18 protein-coding genes are annotated in these 21,936 nt (G+C 64.0%); 15 read left to right on the top strand and 3 right to left on the bottom strand.

The window, feature by feature from the left end:
- Positions 1-241: 241 nt before the first annotated feature.
- The 6 genes from KFO72_RS35855 (at position 242) to KFO72_RS35830 (ending at position 6,163) form a co-directional block, all read left to right on the top strand.
- Positions 242-904, top strand: a complete 663-nt coding sequence (locus tag KFO72_RS35855; protein ID WP_035986417.1) for a response regulator — start codon at positions 242-244, stop codon at positions 902-904.
- Between the two features lie 4 nt (positions 905-908).
- Positions 909-2,210, top strand: a complete 1,302-nt coding sequence (locus KFO72_RS35850) for an ATP-binding protein (protein ID WP_060602249.1) — start codon at positions 909-911, stop codon at positions 2,208-2,210.
- A 125-nt stretch (positions 2,211-2,335) separates the two neighbouring features.
- A complete protein-coding gene (locus KFO72_RS35845) occupies positions 2,336-3,844 on the top strand; it encodes a DegQ family serine endoprotease (RefSeq protein WP_176055275.1) in 1,509 nt (502 codons plus the stop codon).
- 229 nt (positions 3,845-4,073) lie between these two features.
- Entirely contained in the window at positions 4,074-4,571 is a 498-nt protein-coding gene (locus KFO72_RS35840; protein ID WP_225034073.1) for a carboxypeptidase regulatory-like domain-containing protein, read from the top strand.
- Between the two features lie 350 nt (positions 4,572-4,921).
- Positions 4,922-5,377, top strand: a complete 456-nt coding sequence (locus KFO72_RS35835; protein WP_054929811.1) for a DUF427 domain-containing protein — start codon at positions 4,922-4,924, stop codon at positions 5,375-5,377.
- A gap of 33 nt (positions 5,378-5,410) precedes the next feature.
- Complete coding sequence (locus KFO72_RS35830) at positions 5,411-6,163, top strand: CoxG family protein (protein WP_035986404.1); 753 nt, start codon at positions 5,411-5,413, stop codon at positions 6,161-6,163.
- A gap of 33 nt (positions 6,164-6,196) precedes the next feature.
- On the opposite strand, the gene KFO72_RS35825 is transcribed toward KFO72_RS35830, so the two are convergent.
- Positions 6,197-7,279, bottom strand: coding sequence for a helix-turn-helix domain-containing protein (locus KFO72_RS35825; RefSeq protein ID WP_225034072.1), 1,083 nt, complete (start codon positions 7,277-7,279; stop codon positions 6,197-6,199).
- A 148-nt stretch (positions 7,280-7,427) separates the two neighbouring features.
- Between KFO72_RS35825 and KFO72_RS35820 the strand changes: the two genes are divergently transcribed.
- Positions 7,428-8,057, top strand: a complete 630-nt coding sequence (locus tag KFO72_RS35820; RefSeq protein WP_054929795.1) for a cysteine hydrolase family protein — start codon at positions 7,428-7,430, stop codon at positions 8,055-8,057.
- Between the two features lie 104 nt (positions 8,058-8,161).
- Here the strand turns inward: KFO72_RS35820 and KFO72_RS35815 are convergent, their stop codons facing one another.
- Positions 8,162-8,797 carry a TetR family transcriptional regulator gene (locus KFO72_RS35815; RefSeq protein WP_054929796.1) on the bottom strand — a complete coding sequence of 212 codons (636 nt, stop codon included), beginning with the start codon at positions 8,795-8,797 and terminating at the stop codon, positions 8,162-8,164.
- Between the two features lie 427 nt (positions 8,798-9,224).
- Here KFO72_RS35815 and KFO72_RS35810 point away from each other — a divergent pair, with 427 nt between their 5' ends.
- From KFO72_RS35810 to KFO72_RS35790, 5 genes are all read left to right on the top strand, one after another.
- Positions 9,225-10,454 carry an efflux RND transporter periplasmic adaptor subunit gene (locus KFO72_RS35810; protein ID WP_054929797.1) on the top strand — a complete coding sequence of 410 codons (1,230 nt, stop codon included), beginning with the start codon at positions 9,225-9,227 and terminating at the stop codon, positions 10,452-10,454.
- A 20-nt stretch (positions 10,455-10,474) separates the two neighbouring features.
- The gene (locus KFO72_RS35805) at positions 10,475-13,669 is read left to right on the top strand and encodes an efflux RND transporter permease subunit (protein ID WP_054929798.1); all 3,195 of its coding nucleotides are present in this window, start codon (positions 10,475-10,477) and stop codon (positions 13,667-13,669) included.
- 10 nt (positions 13,670-13,679) lie between these two features.
- Positions 13,680-15,197 carry an efflux transporter outer membrane subunit gene (locus KFO72_RS35800; RefSeq protein WP_107202126.1) on the top strand — a complete coding sequence of 506 codons (1,518 nt, stop codon included), beginning with the start codon at positions 13,680-13,682 and terminating at the stop codon, positions 15,195-15,197.
- 242 nt (positions 15,198-15,439) lie between these two features.
- Complete coding sequence (locus KFO72_RS35795; protein ID WP_225034071.1) at positions 15,440-15,817, top strand: hypothetical protein; 378 nt, start codon at positions 15,440-15,442, stop codon at positions 15,815-15,817.
- The gene (locus KFO72_RS35790) at positions 15,796-16,320 is read left to right on the top strand and encodes a helix-turn-helix transcriptional regulator (protein ID WP_054929800.1); all 525 of its coding nucleotides are present in this window, start codon (positions 15,796-15,798) and stop codon (positions 16,318-16,320) included. The genes KFO72_RS35795 and KFO72_RS35790 overlap by 22 nt, the downstream gene beginning before the upstream one ends.
- 86 nt (positions 16,321-16,406) lie before the next feature.
- Here the strand turns inward: KFO72_RS35790 and KFO72_RS35785 are convergent, their stop codons facing one another.
- A complete protein-coding gene (locus KFO72_RS35785) occupies positions 16,407-17,822 on the bottom strand; it encodes a nucleobase:cation symporter-2 family protein (protein ID WP_054929801.1) in 1,416 nt (471 codons plus the stop codon).
- A gap of 408 nt (positions 17,823-18,230) precedes the next feature.
- Here KFO72_RS35785 and KFO72_RS35780 point away from each other — a divergent pair, with 408 nt between their 5' ends.
- The 3 genes from KFO72_RS35780 to fghA all read left to right on the top strand — a co-directional run bounded on the left by KFO72_RS35780 (position 18,231) and on the right by fghA (position 21,831).
- Positions 18,231-19,655, top strand: a complete 1,425-nt coding sequence (locus tag KFO72_RS35780) for a xylulokinase (RefSeq protein ID WP_176055273.1) — start codon at positions 18,231-18,233, stop codon at positions 19,653-19,655.
- A gap of 211 nt (positions 19,656-19,866) precedes the next feature.
- Positions 19,867-20,973, top strand: a complete 1,107-nt coding sequence (locus tag KFO72_RS35775; RefSeq protein ID WP_007581381.1) for an S-(hydroxymethyl)glutathione dehydrogenase/class III alcohol dehydrogenase — start codon at positions 19,867-19,869, stop codon at positions 20,971-20,973.
- A gap of 12 nt (positions 20,974-20,985) precedes the next feature.
- On the top strand, positions 20,986-21,831 hold the full coding sequence (gene fghA / locus KFO72_RS35770; protein ID WP_225034070.1) for an S-formylglutathione hydrolase: 846 nt from the start codon (positions 20,986-20,988) through the stop codon (positions 21,829-21,831).
- The last annotated feature ends 105 nt before the right edge of the window (positions 21,832-21,936 follow it).

Below are 21,936 nucleotides of genomic sequence, written 5' to 3'. Positions count from 1 at the left end.
GCAAAGAAAAGTAGGTGCCGCCCCGCACAGGGGCGACGCGTGAAGCACGCTAACGCATCGCGGATGCCAGCGCAAAAACCTGTAAACCCGACCCACCATCGCAAAACAACCAAAATCAGGCAAAAACGAAACCCATATCCTCCACCCAGCGCAGCAAAAAAACCTTGAGCGCTAGAATGCTGGCATTGAAAACACATAACCGGGCCACGAGCGCCCGAACCGCCGGAGCGGATAAACAGCGATGCGCATACTTCTCGTTGAAGACGACCGAATGATCGCCGAAGGCGTGCGCAAGGCACTGCGCGGCGAAGGCTTCGCGGTCGACGTGGTGCAGGACGGCGAATCCGCACTAAACGCCGTCGCGGGCCAGCCTTACGATCTCGTCCTGCTCGATCTCGGCCTGCCCAAGCGCGACGGCCTCGACGTGCTGCGCACGCTGCGTGCACGCGGCCATCAACTGCCCGTGCTGATCGTCACCGCACGCGATGCCGTCGCGGACCGCGTGAAAGGACTCGACGCCGGCGCCGACGATTACCTCGTGAAACCGTTCGATCTCGACGAACTCGGCGCTCGGATGCGCGCGCTGATTCGCCGCCAGTCGGGACGCAGCGAATCGACGATCCGCCACGGCAATCTCACGCTCGATCCCGCCTCGCATCAGGTGACGCTCGACGGCGCGCCCGTCGCGCTGTCCGCGCGCGAGTTCGCGTTGCTCGCCGCGTTGATCGCGCGCCCGGGGGCGGTGCTGTCGAAGAGTCAACTCGAAGAGAAGATGTACGGCTGGGGCGAGGAGATCGGCAGCAATACCGTCGAGGTCTACATTCACGCGCTGCGCAAGAAGCTCGGCGCGGAACTGATACGCAACGTGCGCGGTCTCGGCTACATGATCGCCAAGGAAGCCTGACACGATGCGTTCGATTCGCCGTCAATTGCTGTTCTGGCTGCTCGCTATCGTATTGCTCGGCGTCGGCATTGCGGGCTGGCTGATCTACCGTCAGGCGCTCGCCGAAGCCAACGAACTGTTCGATTACCAGTTGCAGGAAATCGCCGCCGCGCTGCCCGCCGAGCCTTTCTCGCAAGTGCTCAGCTCGCGCGATACAGGCGACGAAGGCATCGTGCTGCAGATCTGGAATCGCAACGGCGTGCTGATGTACTACTCGCATCCGCGTGCACCGCTCGCGCCGCGCGCCGAACTCGGCTTTTCGACGGAGCGCACCGAGCGCGGCGACTGGCGCGTGTATGGGGCGATCGTCGGCGATAACGTGGTGCAGCTCGCGCAGCCGCTGTCAGTGCGCAACCGGCTCGCGGCAAACGTCGCACTGCGCACGCTGTGGCCGCTGATCGTGCTGCTGCCGCTGATGGGCGTCGCGGTGTGGGGCGTGGTCGGGCGTGGGCTCGCGCCTTTGCGGCGCGTCACGGGCGCGCTCGACACGCGTCATCCCGAAGCGCTCGATCCACTGCCCGATTCTCGCTTGCCGCTCGAAGTGCAGCCGCTCGTGCGCGCATTGAACGGCCTGCTCGAACGGCTTGCCATTGCACTCGATACGCAAAAAGCCTTCGTCGCCGATGCCGCCCACGAACTGCGCACGCCGCTCGCCGCCGTGCAGATCCAGTCGCAACTGGTGGCGCGCGCGCATGACGAAACCGAGCGCCGCGAAGCGCTGCACGATCTGCAGGCGGGCGTGACGCGCGCGACGCGTCTTGCCGAGCAGCTGCTCGCGCTCGCGCGTTCCGAGCCGGATGGTCATGCCGCAACGGGCAGTGTCGATCTCGACGCGCTGGTGCACGAATGCGTGACTGCTCATCTGCCCCTCGCGCAGAAGCGCGGCGTCGATCTCGGCATCGAGGCTAGCGAGCCCGCAACCGTCACCGGCGACGCAGAAGCGTTGCGCGTGATGCTCAACAACCTGATCGACAACGCGACCAAATACACGCCGGAGGGCGGACGCGTCGATGTCTGCCTGCGCGTCGAAGATGGCCGGCCGCTCGTGCAGATCGCCGACAGCGGACCCGGCATTCCGCCCGATGAACGCGACCGCGTCTTCGACCGCTTCTACCGCGTCGGCGCAGGAGCGAATCGCGCGCGTACCGACGTTGCGGGCAGCGGCCTCGGTCTCGCTATCGTGCGGCGCATCGCGCTACAGCATCACGCGAGCGTCACACTCGACGACTCTGCGTCAGGCGGTTTGCGGGTCAACGTGCGCTTCTGAATCGCCCGCCCGGCACGGGTTTGCGCGAGGCTTTCATCGAGTTGGCATTGTTTAAGATTGATTTAAGCGACGCCACGTACTCTTCGACTCATCAAAGAGTCAACTCTCCCAATCAGGAGTACACGATGCAAGCAAAAATACTGACCCGTAGCGCCGTTGCAGCGGCCGTCGTTATCGCATTGTCGGCGGGCTACGTGGCGGGGCATCGCGACGTGCCAGCGCCCCAGGTGATCTCGCCCGCGGCCGCCGCGATGATGCCCGCGGAAGCCGCGGCGAAAACGGGCATTCCCGATTTCTCGGGCCTCGTCGAAACGTATGGGCCTGCCGTCGTCAACATCAGCGCGAAGCACGTCGTGAAGCAGACGGCGATGCGCGGCGGCAATGGCAATAACAGCGGTCAGCTTCCCATCGATCCGAGCGATCCGTTCTATCAGTTCTACCGTCATTTCTTCGGCCAGATGCCGGGCGGCCCCAATGGTGGCGGCGGCGATGACGGCGACCGTCCGAGCGCGAGTCTCGGCTCGGGCTTCATCATCAGCAGCGACGGCTATGTGCTGACCAACGCGCACGTTGTCGACGGCGCGAACGTCGTGACTGTCAAGCTCACCGACAAGCGCGAGTACAAGGCAAAAGTGGTCGGCGCGGACAAGCAGTCGGACGTCGCCGTGCTGAAGATCGACGCGAAGGATCTGCCGACGGTGAAGATCGGCGATCCGCGCTCGAGCAAGGTCGGCCAGTGGGTCGTCGCGATCGGCTCGCCGTACGGCTTCGACAACACGGTGACGTCGGGCATCATCAGCGCGAAGTCGCGCTCGCTGCCTGACGAGAACTACACGCCGTTCATCCAGACCGACGTGCCCGTGAATCCGGGTAACTCGGGCGGCCCGCTGTTCAATCTGCAAGGCGAAGTGATCGGCATCAACTCGATGATCTATTCGCAGACGGGTGGCTTCCAGGGCCTTTCGTTCGCCATCCCGATCAACGAGGCGATGAAGGTCAAGGACGATCTCGTCAAAACGGGCCACGTGAGCCGGGGCCGGCTCGGCGTCGCCGTGCAGAGCGTGAACCAGACGCTCGCGGATTCGTTCGGCATGAAGAAGCCGCAAGGCGCGCTCGTGAGTTCCGTCGACCCGGGCGGTCCGGCCGCGAAGGCAGGCTTGCAGCCGGGCGACGTGATCCTGTCGGTGAACGGCGTGGATGTGACGGATTCTTCAGCGCTGCCGTCGCAGATCGCGGGCATTGCGCCGGGCACGCAGGCCAACCTCCAGGTATGGCGCGACAAGTCGACCAAGGATCTCAAGGTGACGATCGGCTCGCTGTCGGACGCGAAGGTTGCGTCGAATGACGAAAGCGGCCCGGCGCAGGTGCAAGGCAGGCTCGGCGTCGCGGTGCGTCCGCTCACGCCGCAGGAAAAGAGCGGCGCGTCCGTGTCGCACGGTCTGCTGGTGCAGGATGCGAGCGGCGCGGCAGCCAGCGCCGGCATCCAGCCGGGCGACGTGATTCTGGCCGTCAACGGGCGGTCGGTATCGAACATCGACCAGTTGAAGCAGGCGGTGTCGGCAGCGGGCAATAGCATCGCGTTGCTGATCCAGCGCGACAACTCGCAGATTTTCGTGCCCGTCGATCTCGGTTGATCCGGCAAATGCCGGCGTGCCGGCCGCGCTACCGGCGCCGGCCGGTAAAAGCTGCCGGTGATGGAAAAAATGGAAGGTTCGCGGCCTGCACACCGAGCGCGCTGCGAACGAAACAGGCCCGATTTTCGGGCCTGTTTCGTTGTTGGCGTTGATGGGGCGGGATGGGCATACAGATTGCGTACGGTTATGCGTTAGAACCGTTCAGGTTTGCCCCCTAAGGAGCCACGCAATGACTCATCGTCGTATCGTCGCTCGCACCGTTTCGGTTGCGGCAGCGACAGTTCTCACATTCGGCCTGTCGGGCGGCGCGTTCGCGCAGCAGGCAAGCGAAGTCACGGGCGGTACCACCACCGATAGCACCAGTGCGGGCAACGTCAATGGCGAAGGTCTGCCTCAAGTGCAGCAACAGGGCGACGTGTCGTACACCTCGGGCGGCGTCGGTCTCGATGAATCGAAGGCGCTGCTCTCCGCGCAGAGCCAGTGGCCGTTGTCGCTGCGCTTCACGGGCCCCGGTTCGGACTATCTCGCCGATGTAAAGGTGAAGATCGTCGATGCACATGGCGGCAGCGTGCTCGACACCACGTCGCGGGGGCCGTATATGCTGGTCAAGCTGCGCCCTGGCCGCTACACCGTGCATGCGGCGTACAAGGAAAACGATCAGTCGAAGCCGATCACCATTCCGGCGAAGGGTACGGCAAAGGCCGCGTTCTACTGGAAGACACAGTAAGCGACGCGAAAGAAACGCGCAAAAAGCCGACGGACGCCGGGCGCGACGAGGCAGGCAATCGCGCATCGATCGGCCGCCGCGCCGCTTGCAGTGGCCGCGACGCAACGCGCACGCGGCGGCAATCGGTAGAGACCCGATGCGCCAACGAAGGCCGCGCAATCGCGGCGTGTTTGGTCAATAATGAAGCCACGGACACGCTCCGTGGCTTCGGCGTTTCGGAGCCGACGCTGCGCGGCCCGGGAGACGCGCACCGCATAATGACAACGACGCGGCGCGCGATGAGAGCCGGACTGGCGGTTGAGCCCGCTGACCGGAGCGTGCGCGAACGTGCGAGCAGCGGAGCGGATCACATGAACGATGCCCCATCCGGCGGAAGCGCCGAAGACGCGGACAACGGCAGTGCCGGGCACGGCGGCCATGCATCCCGCGGTGCGCCAGCGCACGGAGGCGACGCCGAAGCGGGGCATACGATTTCCATCAGGCCCAACCAGCATCGCGTACGGGTGATCCACCAGGGCGTGACGTTCGCGGACACGCATGCCGGGTTCACGCTGTGCGAAACAGGCTGTCCCGACGTGTTTTATTTCCCGCGGGCCGACGTTAACATGGCGCGGCTCGAACGATCGGCTCACACGTCGCACTGTCCGTTCAAGGGCGAAGCGTCGTACTACCATCTGCGGACGGAAGACGAGACGATCGAGTGTGCAGTCTGGAGCTATGAAAACCCTCTGGAAGGGGTGAAGCAGATCGCGGGGTATCTTGCGTTTCACGCATCGCGTGTCGACCGCATCGATCAGACATCCTGATCCCGCAGTCGCACGGTTATCGGGGAGGCTGCCATGGAATTGAACGACGCGTTGAGAGTGCCGCTGGCGCCGTCCGAAGTCTGGGACGCGCTGCAGGATCTCGCGTTGCTGCGCGCGAGTCTCGACAATTGCGAGTCCTTGCGCCGGCTCCAGGGCGGCGAATATCTGCTGACGATGACCGTGCCGCTCGGTCCGCTGCGCGCGCACTATCACATACGCGCCCACGTCGCGAGCGAGGACGGCGCGAACAGCGCAAAGCCGCATCGCACGCTCAACTTCAAGGCGCGCGCCGAGGGCGTCGGCTCGCTGCGCGGCCAGATCGACGTGTCGCTGCGCACCGACGATCATCTTCATCTGCATCTTCCCGGTCGCGGGCCGAGCACGCGCATCGACTATTCGGTGTGGGCGACGTCGACAGGACCGCTCGCGCAACTGCCCGCGCGGCAGATCGAAAACGCGCTGCACGAACTGGCCGACGACTTCTTCACCGAATTCTGCGCGGTCGTCCAGGCGAAGCACGGCAAAGGGCCGAACCGCGCGACGGGCACGCAAGGGCGGCGCCAGCACGTGTTTCTGCGGCCAATCAGCCTTTCCGGCGTGGCGCGCCGTGCGCGGCTGCACGATCATCATCAAGGCAGTACGCTGACCGGCCGCGCCGCGCATTCGCTGCTGCACGGCCTGCATCATGAGCATGATCCACATGTGCTGCCGAACTGGGCGTGGGCGGCGATGATTTTCTTCGTCGCGCTGCTGCTCTACGTCGCGCGGTATTTCACGCAAGGCTAGCCGTTACCGTCGCTTCACTATGCGCGCGGCGGTTCACACACCGCGAAACTCTCTGCGCCATGCGGACGGCGACGTCCTGAACGCGTCGGTGAAGTGCTGGCGCAGCGACGCCGTCGAGCCGAACCCCGCCATTCCCGCAATCGACTCGACCGACTCGTCGGTGCTTTCGAGCAGTTGCTGCGCGCGCGCGAGCCGTTGCCCAAGCAGCCAGGCGCTCACGGTCGTTCCCGTCGCTGCCTTGAAGTGACGTGTGAAGGTGCGACGGCTCATTGCGGCGCGCCCGGCCAGGGAATCGAGGGTGTGCGGCGTGTCGAGCGTGCCGTTCACCCAGTCGAGCAGCGCGGACAAGCGGTTGCCGCGCAGGTCGGGCGGCATGGGCTGCTGCACGTATTGCGCCTGACCGCCCTGGCGATGTGGCGGCACGACGAGGCGCCGCGCGATGTAGTTCGCGCTTTGCGCGCCGCACAGCTTGCGCACCACATGCAGGCAGCAATCGAGCCCCGCCGCCGTGCCCGCCGACGTGAGGATGTCGCCGTCGTCGACATACAGCACTTGCGGATCGACCTTCACGCCCGGAAACCGCCGCGCGAAGTCGGCGGCCCACGCCCAGTGCGTGGTCGCCGGGCGTCCGTCGAGCAGGCCCGCGGCGGCGAGCACGTAGGCGCCGAGACACAGGCCGACCAGTTGCGCGCCGCGTGCGTGCGCGGCGCGCAACGCATCGAGCAGCGCTACGGGCGGTGCTTCGTCAGGATCGCGCCAGGTGGGAACGATGATCGTATCGGCGTCGGCGAGCGCGTCGAGACCGTGCGTTGCGGCGATCGAAAAGCCGGCTGTCGTCGACAGCGGGCCGGGGTCGATCGAGCAGACCCGGAACTCGAAGCCGAGCACGCCGCCGTCGCTGCGGTCCTCGGCGAACACGACACAGGGCACGGACAGATGGAACGGGCTGATGCCGTCGAAGGCGACGGCCGCGACGACATGCGGTGTGTTCGGGGCGCTGCGGCACGTCTGCGTTGGCTGTCGATCAGGACTCGCGCTGGATGCGCGCGGCTTCGCCGGTTTTGAAGCAGCCATTGATGCGGAGGTTGCAGCGGCGCGGACAGCGGAGCGGGCCATCGCGGCCTCCCGTTCGAAATGGCGAATGGCCCAATCCTAGCGAAAATTGTCATTCGGGTCACTGTCGCGCGATGGGCGGAACGCGAACAATGCGTGCATTGCGGCTGCAACCGCCGGCCGCCGACTTCAACCATCCAGGAGAGTTGCCATGCCGACGCCCCGCCGCGCCCTGATTGTCATCGATGTCCAGAACGAATACGTGACGGGCGACCTGCCGATCGAATACCCCGACGTGCAGACCTCGCTCGCCAACATCGGCCGCGCAATCGACGCGGCGCACGCCGCGCAGATTCCCGTGGTCGTCGTGCAGAACTTCACGCCGGCCGGCTCGCCGATCTTCGCGCGCGGCAGCGAAGGCGCGGAACTGCACGACGTGGTCGCATCGCGCAAGTACGATCACCACATCGAGAAAGCGCTGCCGAGCGCCTTCACCGACACCGATCTGGCGGACTGGCTCGCGGCGCGCGAGATCGATACGCTCACCGTGGTCGGTTACATGACGCACAACTGCGACGCATCGACGATCGTTCACGCGCTGCACATGGGCCTCGCCGTCGAGTTTCTGCACGACGCGACGGGTTCCGTGCCGTATGAAAACAGCGCCGGTCTGGCGAGCGCCGAGGAAATCCATCGCGTATTCAGCGTCGTGCTGCAGTCGCGCTTCGCGGCCGTCGCGAGCACGCAGCAATGGATCGGCGCCGTGCAGTCGGGCGGGCAACTGGAACGCGGCTCGATCTACGCATCGAACCAGAAGGCGCGAGCGAAGACGGCCGCCTGAGCGAGCCGGAAATGAAGGAAAAAGGGCGGCCGGCTTGCCGGCGGCCCATGCTGCGCATCGGCTTTCCGGGCTGAGCGCCGCTGTGACGTCCAGCGTGAATACGTTCAGGCGCCCATGCGCAGCGCCGGGCTGCGCAACGCATCGATCATGCTTTCGACCATCTGCCGCGCGTGCCGGCCGAAGTCCAGCACTTCCGGCACGAACAGCATGTCCTTCAACGATCCGCTGATGAACGCGTGCACCATCGACGCCGCCACGGGCACGTTCATGTCGGCAGGCAACTGCCCTTTGGAGATCGCGTTGCGCATACACGTCTGAATGTTCGTCAGGCCCTCGCGCATGGTGTTCTGGTAGCGCGCCATCACGGGCCCCATCTCTTCGACGAACTCGCACTTGTGAAACAGGATGTCGAACACCCGGCGGCGGTGCGGGTCGTTCGCGGTGTCGCGCAGACAGACGGTGCAGATCTCGACGAGGCGGCCGAGCGGATCGGCCTCGTTCGGATCGACGGACGCGGCTTTCAGTTCGTCGAGCGGCAGCAGCACGCGGTCGAACATTTCCGTGAAGAGCTCGCCCTTGTTGGCGAAGTGCCAGTAGATGGCGCCACGCGTGACGCCCGCCGTCTGCGCGATGTCGGCCAGCGAAGTCCGCGACACGCCTTTTTCCGCAAACACCTGTTCTGCTGCATCGAGGATGCGGGTGCGCGTCTCCTGCGCTTCTTCCTTGGTGCGACGGACCATTTGTATTGCCCTGCAATAAATGCGGGGTTTCCCCTGACGTTTTTAAACGCGCCTGATAAAGATCATTTCATGCGCACGTTAATGCCTGGCAGATCTTCCGGAGGAAACCCTTTTTACCGGTTGAACGCACTTTTACGTGCATTCATGAATGTATATATAATAGCACCCCATCGATCGGATGGCTTACGTTTGGGTGAACGGTTAATATCCGTCACTGTTGTCTTTGCAAGCATCTTTGCGCTGTCTCAAGACATGAGCGGCGCGGTGCGGCATTTCCCGGTTTGGCGCATTTCGCAGTGAATGCACCCGCAGGAAACGCATTCGTGAGCGTCCGGTCATGGCGTCTTCGAGACGCCAATTTGCGCAGCCTTCTCCGGAGAGAGATGCACGCACTTTTTCCTTCTCAGTCTTTGACAGAGGTCGCTCCATGCGCGTCGAACGGGTTCCATTCCGCTTACTCACTGCCGCGACGGCTGCCGTAATGCTGGCAGCATGCGGACAAAAACAATCAGCACCTCCGCCTCAAACGCCTGAAGTCGGCGTCGTCACGGTCCAGCCGCAAGCCGTGCCCGTCGTCACCGAATTGCCGGGTCGCACCAGTGCGTTCCTCGTCGCGCAGGTGCGCGCGCGGGTCGACGGCATCGTGCTGCGCCGCGAATTCACGGAAGGCACGCAGGTCAAGGCCGGTCAGCGTCTGTACAAGATCGATCCGGCGCCGTACATCGCGACGCTGAACAACGCGAAAGCGTCGCTCGCCAAGGCGCAGGCAAACCTCGTCTCCACCACGGCGCAGGCCAATCGCTACAAGGTGCTGGTCGCGGCGAACGCGGTGTCGAAGCAGGACTACGACAATGCCGTCGCATCCGAAGGCCAGGCGGCCGCCGACGTCGCGGCCGGCAAGGCCGCCGTCGATACCGCGCAGATCAACCTCGGCTACACGGACGTCGTCTCGCCCGTGACGGGCCAGGTCGGCATCTCGCAGGTCACGCCGGGCGCGTACGTGCAGGCGAGCCAGGCGACGCTGATGTCGACCGTGCAACAGCTCGATCCCGTCTACGTCGACGTCACGCAGTCGAGCCTCGCGGGCCTGAAGCTGCGCCGCGAAATCCAGCAGGGCCGCCTGAAGACCACGGGTCCGGACGCCGCGAAGGTCGAACTGGTGCTCGAAGACGGCCGCGTCTATTCGGAGAAGGGCAAGCTGCAGTTCACCGACGTGACCGTCGATCAGGCCACGGGCTCCGTGACGATCCGCGCAATCTTCCAGAACAAGGACCACGTGCTGCTGCCGGGCATGTTCGTGCGCGCGCGCATCGAGGAAGGCGTCAACGAAAACGCGCTGCTGGTGCCGCAGATCGGCGTCACGCACGACCAGAAGGGCCAGCCGACGGCACTCGTTCTGAATAAGGAAGACAAGGTCGAGCTGCGCACGCTGCAGGCCACGGCAACGTACGGCCAGTACTGGGTCGTCGAGGGCGGCCTGAATGCGGGCGACCGCGTGATCGTGAACGGCGTCGACAAGGTGCGTCCGGGTGCAACGGCCAAGGCCGTGCCGGCACAACTGCCGCCGTCGCCCGCATCGGACGCAGCCGCGGCGGCTCCGGCCGGCGCGCAGGCAGCTAGCGGCGCAGCCGCCGCCTCCGCTGCATCGGGCGCGTAAAAACAAAGGGAGCCTGCTTCATGGCAAAGTTTTTTATCGATCGCCCGATCTTTGCGTGGGTGATCGCCATCATTCTGATGCTGGCGGGTCTGGCGTCGATCTTCACGCTGCCGGTCGCGCAATATCCGACCATCGCGCCGCCGGCCGTGCAGATCAGCGCGACGTATCCGGGTGCATCGGCGAAGACGGTTGAAAACACCGTCACGCAGGTCATCGAGCAGCAGATGAGCGGCCTCGACCACTTGCTGTACCTGTCATCGACTTCGGACGACTCGGGCACGGCCACCATCACGCTGACATTTGCCGCGGGCACCAACCCCGACATCGCGCAGGTGCAGGTGCAGAACAAGCTGCAGCTCGCCACGCCTTTGCTGCCGCAAGCGGTGCAGCAGCTCGGCACGAAGGTGACGAAGTCGAGCAGCAGCTTCCTGCTGGTGATGGCGTTCGTCTCGACCGACGGCAGCATGAACAAGTACGACCTCGCGAACTACGTCGCGTCGAACGTACAGGACCCCGTCAGCCGTATCGACGGCGTGGGCACGGTCACGCTGTTCGGCACGCAGTACGCGATGCGGATCTGGCTCGACGCCAACAAGCTGACCAACTTCGGCCTCACGCCGGTGGATGTTCAGACCGCGCTGCAGGCACAGAACGTCCAGGTGGCGGGCGGCTCGCTCGGCGGCACGCCGTCGGTGCCGGGCCAGCTGCTGCAGGCGACGATCAGCGAGGCGACGCTGCTGACCACGCCCGAGCAGTTCGGCAACATTCTGCTGAAGGTCAACCAGGACGGCTCGCAGGTGCGTCTCAAGGACGTTTCGCATATCGAGCTGGGCGGCGAAAACTACAACTTTGACACCAAGTACAACGGTCAGCCGACGGCGGGCTTCGGTATCCAGCTGGCGACGGGCGCAAATGCGCTGGCGACGGCGAAGGCCGTGCGCGACAAGATCGACCAGTTGTCGAAATACTTCCCGCACGGTCTCGTCGTGAAGTATCCGTACGACACGACGCCGTTCGTGCGACTGTCGATCGAAGAAGTGGTGAAGACGCTGCTCGAAGGTATCGTGCTGGTGTTCCTGGTCATGTACCTGTTCCTGCAGAACCTGCGCGCGACGCTGATCCCGACGATCGCGGTGCCGGTGGTGCTGTTGGGCACGTTCGCGATCATGAGCGCCGTCGGCTTCTCGATCAACGTGCTGTCGATGTTCGGTCTCGTGCTCGCGATTGGCCTGCTGGTGGACGACGCGATCGTGGTCGTGGAAAACGTCGAGCGGGTGATGTCCGAGGAGGGGCTGTCGCCACGCGAGGCAACCCGCAAGGCGATGGACCAGATCACGGGCGCGCTGATCGGCGTGGCGCTGGTGCTGTCCGCCGTGTTCGTGCCCGTCGCATTCTCGGGCGGCTCGGTCGGCGCGATTTACCGTCAGTTCTCGCTGACCATCGTCGCGGCGATGGTGCTGTCCGTGCTGGTCGCGTTGATTCTTACGCCGGCGCTGTGCGCGACGATTCTCAAGCCGATTCCGCAGGGCCATCACGAAGAGAAGAAGGGCTTCTTCGGCTGGTTCAACCGCAACTTCGACAAGAGCCGCGACAAGTACCACTCGGGCGTGCACCACGTGATCAAGCGATCGGGCCGCTGGCTCATCATCTATCTGGTGGTGATCGTCGCGGTGGGTCTGCTGTTCGTGCGTCTGCCGAAGTCGTTCCTGCCGGATGAAGACCAGGGCACGATGTTCGTGCTGGTGCAGACGCCGTCGGGCTCGACGCAGGAAACCACGGCGCGCGCGCTGAAGGACGTGTCCGACTATCTGCTGAACGATGAAAAGAGCATCGTCGAATCGACCTTCACCGTGAACGGCTTCAGCTTCGCCGGCCGCGGCCAGAATGCGGGTCTCGTGTTCGTGCGGATGAAGGACTACGCGGAACGCCAGCATGCGAACCAGAAGGTGCAGGCGCTGGTGGGCCGGATGTTCATGCACTTCGTCGGCTACAAGAACGCGACTGTGTTCCCGGTCAATCCGCCGTCGATTCCCGAACTGGGTACGGCGTCGGGCTTCGACTTCGAACTGCAGGACCGCGCAGGTCTCGGTCACGACAAGCTGATGGCGGCGCGCAATCAGCTGCTCGGCATGGCCGGCAAGGACCCGATGCTCGCGCAGGTGCGTCCGAACGGGCTGAACGACACGCCGCAGTTCAAGGTCTCGATCGATCACGAGAAGGCGGCGTCGCAGGGCGTGAGCCTGTCGGCCATCGACCAGACGTTCTCGATTGCGTGGGCGTCGCAGTACGTGAACAACTTCCTCGATACGGATAGCCGGATCAAGAAGGTGTACGTGCAGGCCGACCCGCGTTTCCGCATGACGCCGGAAAACCTGAACGACTGGTACGTGCGCAACTCGGCGGGCACGATGGTGCCGTTCTCGTCGTTCGCAAGCGGCCAGTGGACCTACGGTTCGCCGAAGCTCGAGCGCTATAACGGTATCTCGGCCGTCGAAATCCAGGGGCAGGCGTCCCCGGGCAAATCGACGGGTCAGGCGATGACGGCCATGGAAGCGCTCGCGGCGAAGCTGCCGGCGGGTATCGGCTACGAATGGACGGGCCTGTCGTTCCAGGAACGGCAGTCCGGTTCGCAGGCGCCGATCCTCTACGGCATCTCGATCCTCGTCGTGTTCCTGTGTCTGGCCGCGCTGTATGAAAGCTGGTCGATTCCGTTCTCGGTGATCATGGTGGTGCCGCTCGGCGTGCTGGGCGCGCTGCTCGCCGCGACGCTGCGCGGGCTGGAAAACGACGTGTTCTTCCAGGTCGGTCTGCTGACCACCGTGGGTCTGTCCGCGAAGAACGCGATTCTGATCGTCGAGTTCGCGCGCGAGTTGCAGCAGGGCGAAGGCATGGGGCCGGTGGAAGCGGCGCTGGAAGCGGCGCGTCTGCGGCTGCGCCCGATCCTGATGACGTCGCTGGCGTTCATTCTCGGCGTGCTGCCGCTCGCGATCAGCAACGGCGCGGGCTCGGCAAGCCAGCACGCGATCGGTACGGGCGTGATCGGCGGTATGCTGACGGCGACCTTCCTCGCAATTTTCATGATCCCGATGTTCTTCGTCGTGATTCGCGCGAAGTTCACCGGCGACAAGGAAGACCCGGACGAAGCGATGAAGCACTACAACGAGCACCATCCGCATGACCCGCAGGGTGGCAGCGGCCCGGGCAACGCCAGCTAAGGACATTGAGATGCTTAAATATTCTTTGATGGCAGTGGCCGTCGCGCTCGTCGCAGCGGGCTGCACGATGGAGCCGAAGTACCACCAGCCGGCCGCGCCCGTGTCGGGCGCCTTCCCGAGCGAAGGCGTCTACGCGACGCAGCCGGTGTCTGGTGCAGGTGCGCGCTCGGCGAGCGGTCAGGCAGCCGTCGACATCGGCTGGCGCGACTTCTTCGTCGATCAGCGCCTGCAACAGCTGATCGAGATCGCGCTGAAGAACAATCGCGATCTGCGCGTGTCGGTGCTGAACATCGAGGCTTCGCGCGCGCAGTATCAGATCGCGCGCGCGGCGCTGATGCCGACGCTCGATGCGTCCGCGTCACAGTCGAAATCGCGCACGCCGAAAAATCTGTCGTTCCTCAACCAGACGATCTCCAATCAGTATTCGGTCGGTCTGAACGCTTCGTGGGAAATCGACTTCTTCGGCCGCATCCGCAGCCTGAAGGACCAGGCGTTGGCGCAGTATCTGTCGACGGCGCAGGCGCGCAAGGCGGCGGAGATCGCGCTGGTTGCATCGGTGGCGGACCAGTATCTGACCGTGCTCGCTTATGACGATCTGCTGAAGGTCACGCAGGACACGCTCAAGACCGCGCAAGAGTCGTATCGCATCACGAAGCTGCAGTACGACACGGGTACGGGTTCCGAACTCGATCTGCGTCAGGCTGAGACGGTCGTCGAGCAGGCGAATGCGAATCTGCAGGCGCAAGCGCGTCTGCGGGCACAGTCTGAGAATGCGCTCGTTCTGCTGGTCGGCGAGCCGTTGCCGCCCGATCTTCCGGGCGGTCTCGCGCTCAACGACCAGGACTTGCTGACCGACATTCCCGCCGGTCTGCCGTCGGATCTGCTGACGCGCCGTCCCGACATCGCCGAAGCCGAGCAGAACCTGCTCGCGGCGAACGCGAATATCGGCGCGGCGCGCGCGGCGTTCTTCCCGCGCGTCTCGCTGACGGGCAGCTTCGGCACGCTGAGCCCGACGCTCGGCGGGCTGTTCAAGCCGGGCTCGGCGGCGTGGAGTTTCGCGCCGCAGATCACGCTGCCGATTTTCGAAGGCGGCGAGAACAAGGCGAATCTCGATCTCGCAACGGTGCAGAAGAACATCCAGATCGCGCAGTACGAGAAGGCGATCCAGACGGCCTTTCGCGAAGTGGCCGACGGGCTCGCCGCGCGCGGCACATACGACCAGCAGATCAAGGCGCTCGAGCGCAATACGTTTGCAGAACAGCGTCGCCTCGATCTGTCGGACCTGCGCTACAGGAACGGCGTGGACAGCTATCTCGCCGTGCTGACCGCGCAGACCGATCTGTATTCGTCGCAGCAGTCGCTCATCACGGCGCGCATGCAGCGCCTGACGAACCTCGTCGATCTGTACAAGGCGCTGGGCGGCGGATGGATCGAGCGCGCGGGCGAACAGCCGCGTCCCGCCGACGCACCCGTCGACTATGGCGCAGCGAGCGCGCCGGTTGCTGCTTCGGCAGCGGCGGCTGGCTGAACGCCCCGATTCGAACGACCATCGCTTTTCCTTCCTGCAGTAAAAAAACGCCACGGCATGCCGTGGCGTTTTTTTTTGAGCCGTCTTCCTACAAGCCTTGTCCAGATGGCCAGTTTAGTTATCCAGAACGTTTTAGAGCATGGTTAGCCGTTAGCATCACGTACGGATCTGGCAAGGTTGATGATCCGCAGCGTGGTTGTCAATTGACAACTTATTGAGGGCGCTTTACACTGGAGTTACTGATGAGTCGTCGAAGTCATTCGAAGAAGGAAATCGAGTCGGCGCTCGGCCATGCGGAAGCGAACGGCTGGCGCGTCGTGCCTGGTTCAGGTACCGGGCACGCGTGGGGGCGCATGTATTGCCCATACAACGACACCGATTGCAGATGCGGCGAGTTCTGCATTGCCAGTATCTGGTGCACACCGCGCAATGCAACCGGTCACGCAAGAACGTTACGTCGCATCGTCGAGAACTGTGCGCCGCATCGTCAGAAGGTCATCTCTTTGCGGGTGATCGCCGAATCAAACCGGCGCGCTCGCGAGCAGGATCAGCACGGGCAGCAACAGGAGCAGCAACCAGAGAAGGAAAAGGAGCAAACATGGAATACACCTTCACGCTGAAGTACCGTCTGAGCGCAGAAGACTGCGATTTCGACGAGATCGTCGAGCGTCTCGCGGCCGAGGGCTGCGACGATGCCACCGTGGGTGTCGGTCAACCGGGGCGGCTTGCACTTGCGTTCGCACGCGAGGCGAAGAGCGCGACGCATGCACTCGTGAGTGCGTTGAAGGACGTACTTCGCGCAGTGCCCACGGCGCAGCTGGTCGAGGCCGCGCCGGACTTCGTCGGGCTGACGGATGTCGCGGAAGTGGCGGGCGTGTCGCGCCAGAACATGCGCAAGCTGATGCAATCGCATGCCACGGAATTCCCCGCGCCTGTCCACGAGGGCAGCACGTCCGTGTGGCATCTGTCGGACGTGCTCGAATGGATGCACGATCGTGGCGATTACGATATCGCGCCGGAGGTCTTCGAAGTCGCGAGATCGGCGAAACAGCTCAATCTGATGAAGGAGGCTCGCAACCTGGAGCCGAAGGTGACGCGACACTTCAACAACCTGGTCGCCTGATGGTCTTGCGGGGGAGTGCGGCGGGGTGACGGCGTGCGCACGACTCGAGGTCATGCGCACGCGGTAGGGATTGCTATGGCTTTCGGCTAGTGCATGTCGGCGGCACGCAGCATTTCGTCGCCGGGAATGGCGTCGTCTTTGCCGCCACGCCCGTCGAAGTCGTGGCCGGCACGGCGAATATCGCGAGTCGCGGCGCGTTCGCCCTTCACGCCGTTGAAAATCAGGTTCAGCACGACGGCCGAAACCGACGCCAGCAGAATGCCGCTATGCAAAAGCGGCGACAGCGCGGGAGGCAGTTTCGCGAAGAAGTGCGGCGAGACGACAGGCACGAGACCCAGGCCAATGCTGACCGCGACGATAAAGAGGTTGTGATGGTTCTTCACGAAGTCGACTTTCGAGAGCACCTTGATCCCGTTCGCCGCCACCATCCCGAACATCACAATGCCTGCGCCGCCCAGCACGAACGACGGCACCGACGCGACCACCTGGGCCATCTTCGGGAACAGGCCGAGCAGCACGAGAATCACGCCGCCCATCGCGCAGACAAAACGGCTCTTGACGCCCGTCACGCCGATCAGGCCGACGTTCTGCGAGAACGACGTGTGCGGGAACGAGTTGAAGACGCCGCCAATCAGCGTGCCGAGACCGTCCACGCGCAGGCCGCGCACGAGCGTCTTCTGATTGACGGGCCGCTCCACCATGTCGCCGACCGCGAGGAACATCCCCGTCGACTCGATGAACGTGACGAACATCACGGTAACCATGGTCGCGATCGAAAGCGGATCGAAGTGCGGCAAGCCGAAGTGAAACGGCATCACGAAGCCGACCCACGGCGCGCTCGTCACGCCTTCCATGTTCACGCGGCCCAGCAGCGCGGCAATCACGAAGCCGGCCACGATACCGAGCAGCACCGAGATGTTGGAGACGAAGCCCTTGCCGAACTTGTTGATGAGCAGAATCAGCATGAGCACGACGAACGACAGCCCGAGGTAGACGGGATTGCCGTAGTCAGGGTTGCCGACGCCGCCCGCCGCCCAGTTAATACCCACTTCCATCAGCGAAAGCCCGATTACCGAGATCACCACGCCGACCACGACGGGCGGGAAGAAGCGCAGCATTTTGCCGATCATCGGCGCGGCGATGATGCCTATCACACCCGCCGCGATGGTCGATCCGAAAATGTCCAGTATGCCAAGGCTGGGGTTCGTGCCGATCGCGATCATCGGGCCGACGGCGGCGAACGTGCAACCCATGATGACGGGCAGGCGGATGCCGAAAATCCACAGACCGAGTGTCTGGATGAGTGTGGCGATACCGCAGGAAAAGAGGTCGGCGCTGATGAGAAAGGCGATTTGCTCTTTCGGCAGTTTGAGCGCGCTGCCGATGATAAGTGGCACGGCGACGGCCCCTGCGTACATCACCAGTACGTGCTGAATGCCGAGCGTCAGCAACTGGCCGAACGGCAGTCGCTCGTCGCACGGATGAACCGTGTTCGAGTGCATCTTGTCTCTCTCCACATCTGGTTTTGGGATGACTCCAAGGTATGCGGGACGAAAAAGCGCGACAAGACCACTGCTTCCTATTTCAACCTTTGCCGGGGCGATATGCGTGGACCAGATTTGGAACGGCTCCGTTATGCGAGCTTGGAGAAATTTGCCGGAAGCCCTTATGCCGTGGTGGCTTGCGGGAATTTCATCAATACGGTGCGCCGTTGCGACGTACGCGTGCCCATATGATGTGTATTGCGGTTCGCACATAATGCGTTTTCGGGGCGCGCCTGTTTTGGGGTGGGTTAACCCGCGACGATGGGCCGAGGCATGTGAAAATGATCGTCCGCCGCCCGGTCAGCGTGAAGCAGGCGCCCGCGTGCATAACGTCCACAGCAACCACCTATTCAACGCATCGCATTCATGTCCTTTCTTGGCATCGATCTCGGCACAGGCTCGCTGAAACTCGCGATCATCGACGACGAAGGCCGCGAGCAATGCGCGACGAGCGTCGCCTATGCTATCGATACACCGCGCCCGGGCTGGGCGGAAATCGATCCGCAGGTCTGGTGGCGCGCGCTATGCGAAGCGGCATCGCGTTTTCCCGAAGCACAACGCAGCGCCGTGCGCGCGGTCGGCTTTTCCGGTCAGATGCATGGCGTCGTGCTGAGTGACGCGCAAGGCAAGGCCGTGCGCCCCGCGATGCTTTGGCCAGACACGCGTGCATTGGCCCTGCTCGATGCATGGCCCGCGCCGCAACCCAACCCGGTCGCGCCCGGCATGGCCGGCCCGCTGCTGAGATGGGTCGAGCAGCACGAGCCGGAATCGATGCACGCAGCGCGCTGGGCCTTGCAACCGAAAGACTGGCTACGCTTCAGACTAGGTGGCACGATCGCAACCGATCCCTCCGATGCCTGCGCGACTGCGCTTGCCGATCCATCCGGCGCGTGGAACAACGCGTTGCTCGAGCGGCTCGGGTTGCCGCGCGACTGGTTCGCGCCGCTCGCTGCGTCGTATGCCGCGTCCGGCACGCTGTCCGCTGAAGCGGCCAATGCGCTTGGCTTGCGCGCGGGTATCGTGCTTGCCACGGGTGCCGGCGACACGCCGTGCGCGGCGTTCGGCAGCGGCCTTGCAAACGACGGCGACGCGCTGCTCACCACGGGCACGGGCGGCCAGATTCTCGTGCTCGCCAGCGACGAACCCGATGCCGCGCCAGGTCTGCATCGCTATCGGGCCGCGACTGATCACTGGTATCGGATGGCCGCGATGCAAAACGTCGGCGTCGCGCTCGAAGCCGTGCGCGGCTGGCTGTCGTATGAATGGAATGACGCATATCGCGATGCGTTCGAGTTCGATTCAGCGCCGGGCCTTACGTTCTTGCCGTATCTGACGGGCGAGCGCACGCCGTGGCTGAACCCGGCCGCGCGCGGCGGATGGCTTGGCCTTGCGCTCGGCACATCGCGCGGCGCGATGATGCGCGCCGCATTCGAAGGCGTCGCGTTTTCGCTGCGGGCGGGACTCGACGCCATCCGGCAGAGCGGCGCGCGGGTGCCCGCGTTGCGTCTCGCGGGCGGCGGGTCCGTCGATGCGCGCTGGCGGCAGTTGCTCGCCGACGCGTTGCAAGTCGAACTGCATGCTGTCGATTGTCCGAACGCGGCGGCGCGTGGCGCCGCGATGCTCGGCGGCATCGCGGCGGGTCACTGGAACACCGGCGATCTTGCAGCGCTCGCGCCCGCCGCGACGCGCGTCGCCGGGCCGCGTGACGAGCCGGAACTCGCCGCGCGCTATGCGCGCTTTATCGATCTGTATGGCCGCGTCGAACCTTGGTTCGCGTCGCCGTCCGCATGACGTGCGCTCGCCATGCGCCGTCGCATGAGGACAATCGCGCGGCGCGGCGTGCCATTCACGCGCCTTGTATTTGCGCGATCATGTCCACAGCGCGGCGCGCGAACATGGGCGACAATCCGGGCCGCCGCGTTTCACGGCAGCGGTGGACAGATTCAAGGCTCGGCTTCAGGAAACGGGTTGAGGGGTTTAAGGAACTACAGGAGCATTCACGATGAAGACGAAAGCAGCAATCGCATGGAAGGCAGGCGCACCGTTGACGATCGAAGAGGTCGACCTCGAAGGTCCGCGCGCGGGTGAAGTGCTGATCGAAGTGAAGGCGACGGGCATCTGCCACACCGACTACTACACGCTGTCGGGTGCAGATCCGGAAGGCATCTTCCCGGCGATTCTCGGCCACGAAGGCGCAGGCGTCGTAGTCGATGTCGGACCCGGCGTCGGCACGCTGAAGAAGGGCGATCACGTCATTCCGCTCTACACGCCCGAGTGCCGGCAATGCAAGTTCTGCCTGTCGCGCAAGACGAACCTGTGTCAGGCGATCCGCTCGACGCAAGGCAAGGGCCTGATGCCCGATGCGACGTCGCGCTTCTCGCTCGACGGCAAGCCTTTGTTCCACTACATGGGCACGTCCACCTTCTCGAACTACATCGTCGTGCCGGAGATCGCTGTGGCGAAGATCCGCGAAGATGCCCCGTTCGACAAGGTCTGCTATATCGGCTGCGGCGTGACGACGGGTGTCGGTGCTGTCGTCTATTCGGCCAAGGTCGAGGCGGGTGCGAATGTCGTCGTGTTCGGCTTGGGCGGCATCGGCCTGAATGTGATCCAGGGCGCCAAAATGGTCGGTGCGGACAAGATCATCGGCGTCGACATCAATCCGGGCCGCGTCGAACTCGCGAAGAAGTTTGGTATGACGCACTTCATCAACCCGAAGGAAGTCGAGAACGTCGTCGATCACATCGTCCAGTTGACGGACGGCGGCGCGGACTACTCGTTCGAATGCGTCGGTAACACCACCCTGATGCGCCAGGCGCTCGAATGTACGCACAAGGGCTGGGGCCAGTCGTTCATCATCGGCGTGGCAGCGGCGGGTGAGGAAATCAGCACGCGGCCGTTCCAGTTGGTCACGGGCCGTCAGTGGAAGGGCTCGGCGTTCGGCGGCGCGCGTGGCCGCACCGACGTGCCGAAGATCGTCGACTGGTACATGGAAGGCAAGATCAACATCGACGACCTGATCACCCATCACCTGAAGCTCGACCAGATCAACGAAGGCTTCGACCTGATGAAGAAGGGCGAGTCGATCCGCTCGGTCGTCATCTATTAAAGGAGTCGCGCGATGCTCGAACTGATCGAATCGCACGCGTCGTTCGGCGGCACGCAGCGTATCTACAGGCATGAGTCGAAGGCAATCGGTTTGCCGATGCGCTTTTCGGTTTTCCTGCCAAAAGAGGCATCGCAGAAGAAGGTGCCGGCGCTGTTCTATCTTGCCGGGCTGACCTGCACAGAAGAAACGTTTCCGATCAAGGCTGGCGCGCAGCGTTTCGCTGCGCAACACGGCATCGCGTTGATTTCGCCGGACACCAGTCCGCGCGGCGCCGACGTGCCGGGCGAGACGGACGCGTGGGACTTCGGCGTCGGCGCGGGCTTCTATGTCGACGCCACGCAGGCGCCCTGGTCGAAGCACTACCGGATGTACTCGTACGTGCGGGACGAATTGCGCGAGACGGTCACCAATGAGTTACCTGTCGATGGCGGGCGGCTCGGCATCTTCGGCCACTCGATGGGCGGCCATGGCGCGCTGACGCTCGCGCTGCGCAATCCGGACATCTATCGGTCGGTGTCGGCATTCGCGCCGATTGCTGCGCCGATGCGCTGCCCGTGGGGCGAGAAGGCGTTCAGCGGGTATCTCGGCGCGGATCGCGAGGCGTGGAAGCAATACGACGCGAGCGAACTGGTGGGCAAGGCGACGCGCAAGTTTGCGGAAGGGATATTGGTCGATCAGGGCATGGCCGACCAGTTTCTTGCCGAGCAGTTGAATCCCGACGTGTTCGAAGCCGCGTGCAAGGCGGCTGGACAGCCGCTCACGCTGCGTCGGCACGAAGGCTACGACCACGGCTATTTCTTCATTTCGACGTTCATCGAGGATCATCTCGCGCATCACGCGAAGGTGTTGTTGGGGTGAGGTGGAGGGGTTGCTATCGCTTTCACTTTCGCTTTCGCTGGCATCCGCGCATTGTTAGCGCGCTTCACGCGTCGCCCCTGTGCGGGGCGGCACCTACTTTTCTTT

This window comes from Paraburkholderia sp. XV (assembly GCF_020177535.1).
Taxonomy (GTDB): Bacteria; Pseudomonadota; Gammaproteobacteria; order Burkholderiales; family Burkholderiaceae; genus Paraburkholderia; species Paraburkholderia caribensis.
The sequence above is the reverse complement of the archived record's forward strand: the minus strand, read 5'-3'. Positions and strand labels throughout refer to the sequence as shown.

Coding starts and splice junctions, on each gene's coding strand:
- KFO72_RS35855 (WP_035986417.1), top strand. CDS start 242: ATGCGCATACTTCTCGTTGAAGACGACCGAATGATCGCCGAAGGCGTG.
- KFO72_RS35850 (WP_060602249.1), top strand. CDS start 909: ATGCGTTCGATTCGCCGTCAATTGCTGTTCTGGCTGCTCGCTATCGTA.
- KFO72_RS35845 (WP_176055275.1), top strand. CDS start 2,336: ATGCAAGCAAAAATACTGACCCGTAGCGCCGTTGCAGCGGCCGTCGTT.
- KFO72_RS35840 (WP_225034073.1), top strand. CDS start 4,074: ATGACTCATCGTCGTATCGTCGCTCGCACCGTTTCGGTTGCGGCAGCG.
- KFO72_RS35835 (WP_054929811.1), top strand. CDS start 4,922: ATGAACGATGCCCCATCCGGCGGAAGCGCCGAAGACGCGGACAACGGC.
- KFO72_RS35830 (WP_035986404.1), top strand. CDS start 5,411: ATGGAATTGAACGACGCGTTGAGAGTGCCGCTGGCGCCGTCCGAAGTC.
- KFO72_RS35825 (WP_225034072.1), bottom strand. CDS start 7,279: ATGGCCCGCTCCGCTGTCCGCGCCGCTGCAACCTCCGCATCAATGGCT.
- KFO72_RS35820 (WP_054929795.1), top strand. CDS start 7,428: ATGCCGACGCCCCGCCGCGCCCTGATTGTCATCGATGTCCAGAACGAA.
- KFO72_RS35815 (WP_054929796.1), bottom strand. CDS start 8,797: ATGGTCCGTCGCACCAAGGAAGAAGCGCAGGAGACGCGCACCCGCATC.
- KFO72_RS35810 (WP_054929797.1), top strand. CDS start 9,225: ATGCGCGTCGAACGGGTTCCATTCCGCTTACTCACTGCCGCGACGGCT.
- KFO72_RS35805 (WP_054929798.1), top strand. CDS start 10,475: ATGGCAAAGTTTTTTATCGATCGCCCGATCTTTGCGTGGGTGATCGCC.
- KFO72_RS35800 (WP_107202126.1), top strand. CDS start 13,680: ATGCTTAAATATTCTTTGATGGCAGTGGCCGTCGCGCTCGTCGCAGCG.
- KFO72_RS35795 (WP_225034071.1), top strand. CDS start 15,440: ATGAGTCGTCGAAGTCATTCGAAGAAGGAAATCGAGTCGGCGCTCGGC.
- KFO72_RS35790 (WP_054929800.1), top strand. CDS start 15,796: ATGGAATACACCTTCACGCTGAAGTACCGTCTGAGCGCAGAAGACTGC.
- KFO72_RS35785 (WP_054929801.1), bottom strand. CDS start 17,822: ATGCACTCGAACACGGTTCATCCGTGCGACGAGCGACTGCCGTTCGGC.
- KFO72_RS35780 (WP_176055273.1), top strand. CDS start 18,231: ATGTCCTTTCTTGGCATCGATCTCGGCACAGGCTCGCTGAAACTCGCG.
- KFO72_RS35775 (WP_007581381.1), top strand. CDS start 19,867: ATGAAGACGAAAGCAGCAATCGCATGGAAGGCAGGCGCACCGTTGACG.
- fghA (WP_225034070.1), top strand. CDS start 20,986: ATGCTCGAACTGATCGAATCGCACGCGTCGTTCGGCGGCACGCAGCGT.